Source organism: Sphingobium sp. (genome assembly GCF_003248505.1).
Taxonomy (GTDB): Bacteria; Pseudomonadota; Alphaproteobacteria; order Sphingomonadales; family Sphingomonadaceae; genus Sphingobium.
In genome coordinates this window covers 23,579-35,973 of the sequence record NZ_QFOA01000030.1, presented here as the reverse complement: position 1 = coordinate 35,973, position 12,395 = coordinate 23,579, and the positions used below count along the sequence as shown (strand labels likewise).

13 protein-coding genes are annotated in these 12,395 nt (G+C 65.7%); 8 read left to right on the top strand and 5 right to left on the bottom strand.

Annotated features, from left to right (window positions below; genetic code table 11):
• Window positions 1–34: 34 nt before the first annotated feature.
• The 4 genes from DI606_RS11190 to DI606_RS11175 all read right to left on the bottom strand — a co-directional run bounded on the left by DI606_RS11190 (window position 35) and on the right by DI606_RS11175 (window position 2,217).
• Window positions 35–469, bottom strand: coding sequence for a CopD family protein (locus DI606_RS11190; protein ID WP_293982805.1), 435 nt, complete (start codon window positions 467–469; stop codon window positions 35–37).
• Window positions 466–822, bottom strand: a complete 357-nt coding sequence (locus DI606_RS11185) for a DUF3817 domain-containing protein (protein ID WP_211090953.1) — start codon at window positions 820–822, stop codon at window positions 466–468. The genes DI606_RS11190 and DI606_RS11185 overlap by 4 nt, the downstream gene beginning before the upstream one ends.
• Before the next feature lie 17 nt (window positions 823–839).
• Window positions 840–1,442: a TetR/AcrR family transcriptional regulator gene (locus tag DI606_RS11180; protein ID WP_168845736.1), complete on the bottom strand. Its 603-nt coding sequence runs from the start codon at window positions 1,440–1,442 to the stop codon at window positions 840–842.
• Window positions 1,443–2,016: 574 nt separating this feature from the next.
• The gene (locus DI606_RS11175; RefSeq protein ID WP_168846120.1) at window positions 2,017–2,217 is read right to left on the bottom strand and encodes a hypothetical protein; all 201 of its coding nucleotides are present in this window, start codon (window positions 2,215–2,217) and stop codon (window positions 2,017–2,019) included.
• Window positions 2,218–2,376: 159 nt separating this feature from the next.
• Here DI606_RS11175 and DI606_RS11170 point away from each other — a divergent pair, with 159 nt between their 5' ends.
• The 4 genes from DI606_RS11170 (at window position 2,377) to DI606_RS11155 (ending at window position 5,582) form a co-directional block, all read left to right on the top strand.
• A complete protein-coding gene (locus tag DI606_RS11170; protein ID WP_168846119.1) occupies window positions 2,377–2,895 on the top strand; it encodes a DUF736 family protein in 519 nt (172 codons plus the stop codon).
• Between the two features lie 81 nt (window positions 2,896–2,976).
• Window positions 2,977–4,017, top strand: a complete 1,041-nt coding sequence (locus tag DI606_RS11165; protein ID WP_168846118.1) for a DUF2493 domain-containing protein — start codon at window positions 2,977–2,979, stop codon at window positions 4,015–4,017.
• A gap of 16 nt (window positions 4,018–4,033) precedes the next feature.
• Complete coding sequence (locus DI606_RS11160; protein ID WP_168846117.1) at window positions 4,034–4,261, top strand: DUF6117 family protein; 228 nt, start codon at window positions 4,034–4,036, stop codon at window positions 4,259–4,261.
• Window positions 4,262–4,601: 340 nt separating this feature from the next.
• Entirely contained in the window at window positions 4,602–5,582 is a 981-nt protein-coding gene (locus tag DI606_RS11155; protein ID WP_168846116.1) for an SLOG family protein, read from the top strand.
• Between the two features lie 199 nt (window positions 5,583–5,781).
• Here DI606_RS11155 and DI606_RS11150 read toward each other — a convergent pair whose 3' ends face one another.
• The gene (locus tag DI606_RS11150; RefSeq protein ID WP_168846115.1) at window positions 5,782–6,021 is read right to left on the bottom strand and encodes a hypothetical protein; all 240 of its coding nucleotides are present in this window, start codon (window positions 6,019–6,021) and stop codon (window positions 5,782–5,784) included.
• Window positions 6,022–6,465: 444 nt separating this feature from the next.
• Between DI606_RS11150 and DI606_RS11145 the strand changes: the two genes are divergently transcribed.
• From DI606_RS11145 to DI606_RS11130, 4 genes are read left to right on the top strand one after another with little or no spacing between them, the layout of a single operon-like run.
• On the top strand, window positions 6,466–6,768 hold the full coding sequence (locus tag DI606_RS11145) for a hypothetical protein (RefSeq protein WP_168846114.1): 303 nt from the start codon (window positions 6,466–6,468) through the stop codon (window positions 6,766–6,768).
• Window positions 6,765–8,810: a type IV secretion system DNA-binding domain-containing protein gene (locus DI606_RS11140; RefSeq protein WP_168846113.1), complete on the top strand. Its 2,046-nt coding sequence runs from the start codon at window positions 6,765–6,767 to the stop codon at window positions 8,808–8,810. Before DI606_RS11145 ends, DI606_RS11140 begins: the two co-directional genes overlap by 4 nt.
• Window positions 8,807–11,758 (top strand): MobF family relaxase, encoded by a 2,952-nt coding sequence (gene mobF / locus DI606_RS11135; RefSeq protein ID WP_168846112.1) that lies wholly within the window; start codon window positions 8,807–8,809, stop codon window positions 11,756–11,758. Before DI606_RS11140 ends, mobF begins: the two co-directional genes overlap by 4 nt.
• Entirely contained in the window at window positions 11,748–12,332 is a 585-nt protein-coding gene (locus DI606_RS11130) for a lytic transglycosylase domain-containing protein (protein ID WP_247650752.1), read from the top strand. The genes mobF and DI606_RS11130 overlap by 11 nt, the downstream gene beginning before the upstream one ends.
• Window positions 12,333–12,395: the final 63 nt, after the last annotated feature.

Genomic DNA, 12,395 nt, shown 5'->3' with positions numbered 1-12,395 from the left:
CACGCAGCGCAAGGCCATCTTCAACAAACCAACATCATATCCGAAAAGGGGTCCCTCTTCGACGCCGATCGGGGGTCCCTTTTGAACGCCGTTTGACAACCGAAGCCGCTATGAAGGCGGCGGTATGGCTGGCCCGCATTGCGGCCGGCGGCGGATCGCCCCGGCGAAGACGCCGCAGCCTGCCCGACTGGATCCCGTGGAGACCCGTCAAGGCAACGACCAGGGTCAGCTTCGCCCACAACCACGGACTCGCGAACCATGCCCCCTCGGCTGCGATCGCCGCGCCGGTCAGCCAGACGGCGAGTATCGCCGGCACGGTGACCCGGCGATCCCAGGTGGAGACGAGCGCCGTGATCCCGGCATCGCCGCGCTGACCCGCGGCCACGGCAAATGCCTGGGAGAACAGACCCCCGACGAAGAGGAGGACGCACGCCACATGCAGCGCCTTCACCACCAGATAGGGGATCATGGCAAGGCCGGCTGGTCGGCAGCGAGCTCCACCTGCTTTCGCCGCAGGAGCCCCGCGTTGAGAAAGCCCCCGAACGGCACGAATGCGCCGAGGCTCAGCCGCGCTATTTCAGAGCGTGACCAGCCTCCGGCCGAGACGGTCGCGATCACGCACCAGGCATAAGCGACGAACGCGGCACCATGGACGGGCCCCATGATCCTCGTCGCCAGCGCATAGCCGAACGCATGTTTGAGCGGCACGGCGATCAGGACAAGCACCAGCAAGGTGGTGGCCTCGACGAGAGAGACCAGACGCAGCCTTTTGATCTGTGCCCGATCCTCGGCCATCGCGATGGGGTCCACGCGCTCCAGCATGCCGTTCGCCTCCTTGCTTAGAGGTGCGCGGGATCGGCGCCGCAGCGCTGGAGCAGTGCGATGAGTGCAAACTGGGCGCGCTGATCGGCTTGCGGATCGCGGTGGAAGCGCATCGAACTATGATGGGCCAGATAGATGCCGCCCAGTTCCCAGACGAGCTGGTCCCGATCCGTCTGGGCGTGGAGATGACCCAAATCCACCGCCTGCTGCACATGATCGCGCAGCAGGGTTCGCCATTTCGCGTCGAGCGCGGCGACCGCGTCGCGAACCATACCGGGTGCGTCGTCGAGCTCGAACAGCGCGGCGGCGATGGGGCAGCCGCCGCGCAGCCCCGCCCGCGCTGACCAGCCGAACCACAAACCCACCAGCGCCATCAGCCGCGGAAGCCCTTCGGGGTTGCGCATCGCCGGTTCCACGACGTGCTTGTCGGCGAGCCGTGCGGCCTCCTCGAGCAGCGCGACCTCCAGTGCTTCGCGCGATTTGAAATGCGCGAACAGGCCGCTCTTCGAAAGTCCGGTTGCCTCCGCCAGCCGGCCGATCGTCACCGAAGTGAGTCCCCCCTCACTCAGGGTGTTCAATCCCTCTTCGATCACTCTGGCTCGAGTCGCGTTCGCTTTCATGCAGTGTGTGTACGAACGGTCGTGCTATTTCACAAGGTCGCATTGGTAGCTGGGCTGGGCATATTACCCAAGGATAACGTTCGCGTGACGTGGGGACGTGTCCGTATTTGCTAAGCGTCGCCCACGCGGCACTTTCGGCGCCGGTGCCGGTGGAGGCAGTGCGGGTTCGCTGGGTGACCGCCGTCACGATCGTGCTCGGTCTGCTGCCGCCCCTATTTGGCGCGTCGGTTCTGGTCCGTGGCGTGCTCGATTGGATGCGGTCTGTGCTGCGTAGCCAAACTGGCTGAGCCTCTTCGCCCGGCCGTTTCAACGGTGCGCCCGGCAGCGGTACCGCGCCGGGGCGATCGGTCGGTGCGGGAGGCCGTCGCGCCGGTTCCTGCCCACCGGGCATTGAGTCCCATGGGCGGTGGGGGGGCGCGTATCGGTTCGGGGACGATCCGGCGATTGCCCGCTGCGCGGGCACCGGCGCTCTATCTCCGCTTCGCTCCGACCGAGCTCGGGCTGCGCCCGATCTCGTCCCTTCGGGTAACGATCACCTATCGTGAAGGAAGGCGCGGGGCCGAAAGGCGTCGTGTCAGGAAGGGTTGTGGCGGGATCGCTTTTTCGCGGGGCGGTCGAATTCGTCGGCGGTGACGTCGAGATCCGCGGCAAGCTGATTGAGAGCGCGCGCTGCGCCCAGGCGCGCCATGCCGTCCTCGCGGGCCGCCGAGCCGCCACCGCGCTCGGCGCGCATCCGGGCGAGCTTTGCCGCCGCACGTAGCGTCTCCGGGTCCATGTCCTTCGCATAGCTGATTCCGCCCGCGGCGAACAGGCCTCGTGGGCCCGGGACCACCCTGGACGATTGGCCGTTCGCCCCGCCATGGGTCCGCCGCAGGAGAGAAGAGGAGGCTCTTTGAGAGCGTCGCAGATGCGACGTTTTAGAGGAGTGAATGACATGACTGTTTCGAAAACTGTTGGAGAATTCCGCAACGTCAACGGGGCGCTGGTGGGCTTCATCGCCTGCGGCGAGATCGACCTTCCCCGCGCCCGGCTGAAGCCGATCAGCAGCAACAATCCCCGCGCACCCAAGTTCGAGGTCGAGGCGATCAACCGCAACGGCCGCTGGGTGCCTTACGGCGCATTGTTCGAGGCGACCGCGATCAACACCACCGGCGAGATCTTCTACTCGGGCGAACTGGACGACCAGTCCTGGCGCTTCCCGATGCAGGTCGCCTTGTTCGGGACCGCCGAAGAAGGGTTCCGGGCTTCGTGGCGCCGCGACGACATGGCGCGTCCGGCCGGCAGGGCGCAGCGCAACCGCGGCGGTGAGGATTATGAGGGCGGCGAGCGCAGCATCGGCGGGGGCGAACGCGGCCCGTCGGGCGGTGGGTTCGGGGGCAGCACCGCGCCGCTCGACGGTGAGGGCGGGACCCGGGGCTTTGCCGGCGATCTCGACGAGGACGTGCCGTTCTGAGGCCAGTCCGATCGGCCGGGGGGCGCTGCGCGCCTCCCGGTTTCTCCCTTCCTCATACCGTTCTTTGAAAGGACCCAACCGATGACCAGGCACGAACCCGTGCGCAGCATCGCCCGCTTCGCCGACCTCAAAACCCTCTATGCCGAGATGACAGCCACTCCCGAATTCCAGGCCGCCTTCGGCGATCCCCTGCCGCTGTCGATCATCGAACCCGCCGACGAGCCGGGCGAACATGGCATGCCCGACGAACTGGCGGCACAGGCCGATAGCGCCGGCGTGATCGCGACGCTGTTCGACCTCTTCGCCGACACGCGGCTGGAGCCGCTGGCGGCCGAGATCGCATGGGGGTTCGTGAACTCCTTCCACTTCGTCGCCGGCAAGCTCGAGCGCCGGGAGGACAGTCTCGCCGACGAGATCGGCGTGCTGGCGCGCAATCCCGAAGGCGGCGAGGTTTATAACCGCGAGCTCGAAGAGAAGCAGCTTCTCTGCCAGTCGACCGCCGAACAGCGGCTCGCGATCGAGACCATGCGCGATTATGCGGCCGAGATGTACCGGGCGATGTCGGGCTGGCCCTGGTCGCCGGCGCGGGGGTCTCGCGCGTCGCGCACGTCCACCGCAAGCCAGATCGCCGCGGTCGATTTCCTGCGGGCGCGCCAGCTCGAACTCCGCGATCGGCACAACCCAAAAGGGCCGATCGTCATCTTCTCCGGACCTGCCGTCTGGCACGATGTCGACCTGCTGTGGGAGCGGCTCGATCTGGTCAGAGAGCAAATCCCGCACATGATTCTGATCACCACTGCGCAGCGTGCGGGGGCGGATCTCATCGCCGAGAAATGGGCCGCGCAGCGCAAGGTCCAGACCGTCCGGTTCAACCTGATGGGCTCGGGCATGAAGGCGGCCTTCTCGCGCAACCGCAAACTTCGCGATCTCAACCCGGTGATGGCGGTCCTGTGCGAGGGGTCGGGCGTCCAGGCCAATCTCTATGAGGAGCTCGATGCCGCCGGCGTGCCTATCCATGCCTTCCGCAAATCCGACCAGGCGCCCGACAAGGGTATGCCGGTGCGCAGTCTTGCAGGCGGCAGGCGGCGAGAACGCCGCCGCGCCGCCGCGGTCGCAGCTTGAACCACGGGAGGATATCATGGCCATCCCGGACGCCTTCCGCCGCAACTTCTCGACCCTGCTGCGCGCAGCCGAGTCGGGAGACCTTGCTCTTGTCGAATGCACCGACGTGCAAACCGGCGAGCCTCGCTACGTGATTTGCGCCGTCGGCCGGGAGGATGGCGACTATGTCATCACGCCCTTCGGGCATCTCCATGATGGCAACCCGTTCGAGGCGTATCGACCACCCGAGAGCTCGCTCCACTGAGGCCCGGGGGCTCGCGCGAGCCACCGGCGTTGGACGGCCGAAGCGGACAAAGGGTCCGCGTCGTCCGATGCGATTCGGGGGGCATCGAGCCCCCCGAATCACAGCCTCTTCCTCTCTCTCAAGCCGTCTTAGTGTGGCACGGGACGCACCGGCCTCAAGGACGACGGGGCCCCACCATTTTCCTTGGCGCGCGAGGGCGGCGGATCCTCGCGAGCGGTGTGCGGCGCCAAAGAAAATCGTGACCCCCGTCGCCGCTGGCGCGGTCGCTTCGCGATCCTTGACCCCGATGCTCGAAGCCCGTGCAGGGGAAATGACCTCTTTCAAGAAAAAGGAGGTTCCCATGACCACGATGTTCCGTAGCACCCGCAGCTTCTCCGAAATCGCCGATCTCATCGCCGCCGAGACCGCCCAGCCCAGCGATGCCTTCGCGCAAGCCTTCTCCTCCGACCTGGACGGGGTCCGCGTGATGCGGGGAGAGGACGAACTCCTCGGCGACATGCCCGATCCGATGGAGGTCCAGCTTGCCACCGAGATGCTGATCAGCACCGTCTTCGATGTCCTGCGCGATACCCGGTTGGAGAAGGTCGCCGAGCGGATCGCATGGGGCATCGTCAACAGCCTGCACAGCACGGCGCGGGGTCTTGCCGGTCAGGCCGACGACGCAGCGCGCGCGGTGAAGGGTCTCATCCGCTGCGCCGATGGCAGCGAGGTGATGATGCGCGAACTGGAGGAGGCGCAGCTCAAATGCCAGGAGCATGACGAGGCCAGCGACGCCATCGCCTGCATGCGGGACCATGCCGCCGCCGCCTTCCGGAACGAAACCGGCAAGCCCTGGTCTGCGGCCCGCGGGTCACTGGTGTCGAGCAAGCGCACCGCCTCGGTGATTGCCGCCACCGATTATCTCGCTGCCCGGCGCGACCGCAGGATCGACCAGCACCATCCGCAGGGGCCGCTCGTCGCCTTCTCGGGCGGGGCGCAATGGGACGATTATCGCGCCATCCACACCGAGCTGGACAAGGCGAGAGCGCTGGCTCCGAACATGGTGTTGCTGACCACGGCACAGGACAGCGGCGCCGACGCGATCGCCGAAGCCTGGGCGGCAGCGAACGGCGTCAAGGTGGTGCGGTTCGACCTGCCGAAGGGACTGGGCAAGCGCGCCGGGTTCGTGCGCAACGACCGGATCGTGGCGATGAAGCCGGTGCATGCGATCGTCTGTGAAGGCTCCGGCATCCAAGGGCACCTCGCGCGTATCCTGCAGGAAGCGGGGGTGCGTCCACGTCTCCTCAGCCGGGTGCAGCCGCATGCCGCAGCCGCGCGGTGAGGAATGCGAAGGGACGGCTCGGGTCATTCCCGGGCCGTCCCTTTTTTTGTCGGGCATACAGGATCGCCGGGCTCAGGGACCCGGCAGAAGGCCAGGCCCGTCGCCCGACGATGCGGCGCCCCGAAAAGGGAGCACCGGCCTCCTGCGCGTGGCTCCGCCATGCTCGTCGCTGGGCCGCCTGCGGGCGACATTGTCATGATCAGCGGGGCTGAGCCGGCAACGCTTTCAGCGCCGCCAGGGAAGGGGATCCGCCCGCACGAATGGCCTGGACGACGAGATCTCTGAACTCGCGTTCGGTGAGCCTTTCGACTTCCAGTTCGGTGACGGCAGCAGCATATTTGCCGCGCAAGGCGCGGCGCGCCGCCTCGACTTCGTCATCGAGTTTACGGCGGCGGGATTCGAGATCGACGAGCCGTTCGCGTTCGGTCTGTTTCGGCATATCCATGTTCCTTCACATGGGTCTGCCCGCCAAGCCCGCATCATCCAAAAGAGCGCGCTCGCGCGCAAGTCCATTCTTGTTGGGTCCCCTTCGGGGGAAGCCACGCCCGTGCCCGGTCGAGGCTGCGCAGCGCTCAGGGCGCTGCGGAAGGGAGGACGCACGCCCGGAGGCGAAGTAATGCACCGTACGCACGGGTGCTGCGATGCTCTTTTCGCCAGTTATTTTAAAGGCTTATGCGTGGCACAGGTCGGCAGCCGATTTGGCGCAATCTGGCCGCCACTGGCAGCCATCCGAGATATGCCGCCGGCTCAAGTCATTGAGCTTGCTTGACTCAATCCAGCTGCCGGCGGCTGCCACCACAAATCCTTGAGATCGCGGCCTAATTCCGCTATAAGGGCGACGCTTCATCATGATCGTCAGGGTGCCAGACGGGAGTCTCGCCCCTTGGCTCGTATCACCATCCGTCTCGACGACGCGCTGTTCAGGCGCCTCGACGGACGCGCCCGCGACGCGGGATCCCCCACCGCCGCTTACTGTCGCGACATCCTCGAGCGCTTCGAGGGCACCGATCCGTCGGGATATCACGCGCGCTTCGACGAGCTCCACGCGACCTGCATTCAGGCGCTCGCAATCCTTGCCGCGTCGGTCGGCAAGCGCACGCCAGAGGTCCTCGAACAGGGGCTGGACGATGCGCGGCGGCTGCTCCGGGAAAGGGGGCTGCTCGATCCCGAGCAGGACCGGCCATGAGCATTTTTCGCCACGACACGCTGGGGAGCTGGACCCGGGGTGGCCAGGCCATCGTCCACAATGTGCGGATGACCACGCAGGTCTTCTATCAGACCCTGGTCGCGGGGCTCGTGATCTGGGTCGGCGGGGTCATCTGGTACGCACTCGAAAAGTCCTCCGAATATGAGCGCTTCGTCCTGATGAAGCTCGCGCAGGCGAGCGTCATGGGGGATTCCATCCCCGGCAACGCGACCCCGTTGCTGTTCAAGACACCGGACGGCCGGCAGTACTGGACCTCACCGAAAGGCCTGCTGGAATCGGGTGTCGCGCACCGGACGCTCGAGGCCTTCGAGACATACCTCATCCATGGGGCGGCGCTGTCCGGCGTGTTCGCGCTCGCGATGCTGTTCTGGGCCTGGTTCTACTTCACCCGGACGGGGAGGGGGCTCGGCTCCAACCAGTTTCTGCGTGGGGCTCGGTTCGGCACCGTCCGGCAGGTGCGGCGGGCGCTCTGGCGGAGCGCTCGCGGCAGCTTCGAGATCGGCGGTGTGAACGTCCCCGATGCGTTCGAGCCCGAACATATCCTGATCTGCGGCGCCCCCGGAACGGGCAAGACCAACATCATCATCAAGATGCTCGACGGGATCCGCCAGCGCGGCAAGCGCGCGATTGTTTATGATACCGCAGGTACCTTCGTCGAGAAATTCTACCGCCCCGGCACCGACATCCTGCTCAACCCACTCGACGTGCGCTCCGACCGCTGGTCCCCCTGGGTCGATGTCCCGCGCGACTATCACTACGACCAGATCGCGGAGTCGACGATCCCGGATAAAGCGGGCGATCCGTTTTGGGCAAAGTCTGCGCGCGGAACGCTGGTCGCAGTGATGCGCAAGCTCGCCCGGCAGCAGCGCACGCTCGTGTCGATCCTCCTCGACACCCTGCTCAGGTCGAAGTTGAAGGATCTGGCCGCGTTCGCGCAAGGGACCGACGCTGCCGCCTTCATCTCCCTGGAGGGGGAGCGGACATCGGCAGGTATCCAGGCCGAGCTTGCCTCGGTGATGCGCTCTTTCTCCTATCTCGATGACACCGAGGACGGGCTTTCGATCCGCGACTGGGTCGCCAACGAAAAGGATGACAGCTGGCTGTTTATCACGGTGAAGGCGGACCAGCTGCCGTCGCTCCGGCCCCTGATCACGGTCTGGCTCGATATTGCGATCAGCGCCATCATGAGCCTTTCCGCCGACCGCAACCGCCGTCTCTATTGCGTAATCGACGAGCTGCCTTCGCTCCAGAAACTGCCGTCGCTCTCGGACTTCCTGGCGCGCGCCCGCAAATATGGCGGGTGCGGCATCCTCGGCTTTCAGTCCTATCCGCAGCTCGAGGCGACCTACGGCATTCAGGATGCCGCGGCGATCACCGGCTATTGTTCGACCTGGGTGGCACTGCGCGCCAACGACACCCCGACCGCGAAGCATGTCTCGGAGAATCTGGGCCAGGTCGAGCAGGTCGAAGCCAATGAGGGCATGTCTTACGGCGTGAACGATATGCGCGACGGGGTGAACCTCTCACGCATGCAGGTCACCCGGCCGCTAGTCATGCACACCGAGGTGACCAATCTGCCCAACCTGTGCGGTTATCTCCGCTTCGGGCGCAATCTGCCGGTCGTACAGTTCCAGGATAGCTACAACCGCGTGCCGTCCGTCTGCGTCGCGTTCGAGGAGCGGTTGTCGCCCCCGGCGCGCATGGCGATCGATCCGCTCGCCGCGTCTGAGCCGGCCACGCAGTCGGAACCTGTAGCGACCCGCCCGCCGGCGAAGCGGCGGCGTGCGCATCAAGAAGAGGCGACGGATGAGCTACCGTTGGCGCCTGCGGTGTCCCCAGCGGAGGCGCAGGAAGCGCCACCATCAGATGAGCCAGTTACGCCGTCGTCGAGCGGCTCCACGGGCGACATCGAGCCGGTAATCGTGACGCCCCAGCTCACATTGTACGGGAGGGCAACTGCGTTCCGGCTTAAGCAGCACGGTCGGCGTGACGGCGACCGCAATGCGGCGGACCCGGCATGATCCATCCCCGCCGCCTCAAGGGCACGCCCGCCAACATCGCGAAATATTACACCGTCGGCGATTATTACACCAAGGGCGGCGACGAGCCGTCCGAATGGGGTGGCAGGATCGCCGCCGAGCTCGGGCTGGAGGGCAGGGTCGATCCCGCCATCTTCGCGGACCTGCTCGCGGGAAAGGTCGGCGACCAACAACTCGGCCGGCACCGGGCCGATGGCAGCATCCAGCATCATCCGGGCTGGGACTTCGCGGTCAGTGCTCCGAAATCGGTATCGATCATGGCGCTCGTTCACGGCGACGAACGTCTGGTCGCGGCGCACGAACGCGCGGTCGGGGTCGCACTCGATTATCTCGAAGAACACGCGATGCTCCGGCATCGATCGAACGGCGAGATCGTCCATGAGACGACCGGGCGCCTGATCTTCGCGAAGTTCACCGAACATGCGTCGCGTCAGCTCGACCCCCAACTCCACACGCATGTCGTGGTTATGAACATGACCAACCGCGACGACGACGGCCAGATGGTCAGTCTCGAAACCCGGGCGATGTATGTCGAGCAGATCGTCGCCGGGCAGGTTTACCGGAACGAGCTGGCACATGAGATCCGGGAGATCGGCTATGAGGTCGCCTCGGACCCTCGCACCGGTCTGTTCGAGATCCACGGTCTTCCTCGCGACCTCATCGTCGAGAATTCCAAACGGTCCCAGGAAATCGAGGCGCATGCGAAGGAGCATGGGCTGACGGGGCAGGCGGCTCGCCGCAAATCGTTCTACGAAACGCGACCCCCGAAGCAGAAGGTCGGCGTTGACGAGCTGCGTGACCGCTGGGCCGCCGCATCTGAAAAGCACCGCGATGCGATGCTGGAGGTGCGCGCCGAAGCCGATCAGACCGGCGACCGCAACCTTGCTCCAGATCCCCAGCTATCCGCCCGCGCCATGTTATTCGGCATCCGCCAGGCCGAGACACGCGAGGCGGTAAACAACCTGGGACGGATGTTCCGCCTCGCACTTGCTTCCCATGTAGGGGAGGTCCGCCTCTCGGATGTCCGACCGCTGGTCGAGGAGCATGAGAAGCGGTTCAAGCTGCTCGCAACGCCCCATCAAACCGGCGACGCGGTCCATACCCGCGGACGGACGACGCGACGCACCGCCCGGTTGGAACTGGCGCTCTCGGAGCATCTCTCGCTGTCGCTTGGCGACGCCTCGCCGATCTCGACCCCCGAACGCATCCGCGCAGTCTTGGCGGAGCCAAGGCTCAATCCCGCACAGGAGGCGGCGCTTCTCCACATCGGCACGACCAGCGATCGGCTGGTCGGCGTTCACGGCGTCGCCGGCGCGGGCAAATCGACATTGGTGAAGGCGCTCAACGAAGCTGCGCCGCGGGGAACGACGCTCATCGCGCTCGCTCCAACTTCGTCGGCAGCCGCCAATCTTGGCGCCAGTGCGGGGATCGAGTTTCGCACCGTTGCCAGTCTGGTCGCCGGGGGCGGACGCAATATCGATGATGGCTATGTCCTGGTGCTCGACGAAGCCGGGCAACTCGGCAACCGCCAGGCGCTTCGCGTGCTCGAGATCAGCCGTATGACGGGGGCACGGCTGATCGTCCTGGGCGACAACAAGCAGACCGGTGCCATCGAGCAGGGCAAGGCCTTTTGGCTGTTGCAGAAGCTCGGGCTGCCGACGGCGGAACTGACCGAATCGGTCCGGCAGGAAACCCGGATGATGAAAGCGGCGGTCACCCAGGCGCGCCTGGGCAATTATGCCGCGTCGCTCGAGAACCTGGACAAGGTTACAAGCGGAGGGGACGCCGAAGCGCTCGCCAAGGGACTGGTTGGCGAATGGACGCGGCTGAAGCCGGAGAACCGCGCCAACACCAACATCCTCGTTCTGGAGAATGCCACCCGCCTGATCGTCAACACGAAGATCAGGGAGGCGCTGAAGACAGAGGGCGCCATCGCGGCCGAGGAGGCCCGTCTGTCGGTCCTGACGCCGTCCGGAATGACCGACCAGGAGAAACACTTCGCCCGGTTCTATTCGGGCGGACAGGTGCTCGTCTTCTCGCGGGACAATGCTGATCTGGGGATCGCGCGCGATGCAGAATATCGCGTCGTCGGGATCGGGCGCGACGGGCGAGGGCGGCAGGTCGTCCGGTTGATCGATGAACATGGTCGCACAATCCGCTGGGATCCTCGCATCGGGAAGGCGTCGCAGGTCAATGTGTTCCGACAGGAAGAGCGCGACCTGTCGAAGGGTGACCGGATCCAATGGCGTCTCGCCAGCAAGGACCTTGATCTCAAGAATGCCGAACGAGGCACGGTGGAGAGTCTCGACGGAAGCCGGGCGACGATACGGTGGGACCGCGACGGCCGGCTCCAGTCGATCGACCTCGGCGAGCATAAGACCTGGGATCATGGCTACGCTGAGACGGTCTATTCGGCGCAGTCGAAGACTTACGCTCGCGCCTACGTCCTTGCTCCGGTCAATTCCGGTCTGGTGAACGGACAGAATTACTACACCGCGATCACGCGAGCCCGGTTTGGTGTGAAGCTCTGGACAGAGGACCGCGACCGGCTCGTCGATAAGCTGGAGCGCCATTCAGGAGAGAAGACGTCGGCACTGGAGGGCTTGGGGCGCCTCGGTCGAGATAGCCACAAGGAACGTGAGGCCCGCCATGGAGATCGGTGGGACCGCCTGCGTGAGCAGCAGCGCAGCGACCGCGGTGCGCGTAAACAGCGGATGGAAGCCGAGCGAGAGGCGCGCCACGGCCTCGAGCAAGGCGGGTTGGCCTATCTCCTGGCGGGACGTGCGCAATCCGCGGCTGGTGCCGTGGACAAATGGCTGACGGGCATCCTGGCCCGCAGCATGGAGAACCCGGCGCGGCCGGCTACCCAATCACAGGCCGAGCCGGCGCAGGCGCAGCAGCAGGATCATGGAGGCAGCCATGATCACTAGTGCCTCGCCGCAGTTGGCCGCGGCGCGGCGCACCATTGTGTCATTCGGCCCCGAGATTGCCCTGGCGATTGCCGTGGCTCTTATTCCACTCCCGTCGTTCGAGGCCCGTGCCGCGAAGCCGAGGTCATCGGATGAGCCAATCGTCGCAGCGTGTATCGCCCGGTCAGCTGGTGGTCGTGCCTGGCTCGGGAAAACCCTCTGGGGATTGCGCGATCAGGAGGGGGGATGGATTGGCGCCGAGATCGCGAATGGCGACGGCAGCCATGATCTCGGGCCGCTGCAGGTCAACAGCTGGTGGGTGCCCCGCCTCGCCGCCGTAAGCGGACGGCCGGAGCGCCACATCCGGCATTGGTTGAAACAGGATGCGTGCTTCAACGTCGAGGCTGCTCGCTGGATATTCCTGTCCGGGCTGGCAACAACCGGCGACTATTGGAAAGCGGTCGGCGTCTATCATAGTCCGACCGGTTGGAGGCAACGCAGATATACAGCGAGTGTCGTCAAGCATCTGCGACGGCGATTCGGCTCGAACCTTTTCGTAGGGACCGCGCGCCCTGCCTCGGCTGCGACGCAATGAGAAGACGGCGCCGACCACGACCGTCCGGGACGGGCATTGTGCCTCCCGCCGTAGACGAAGTGA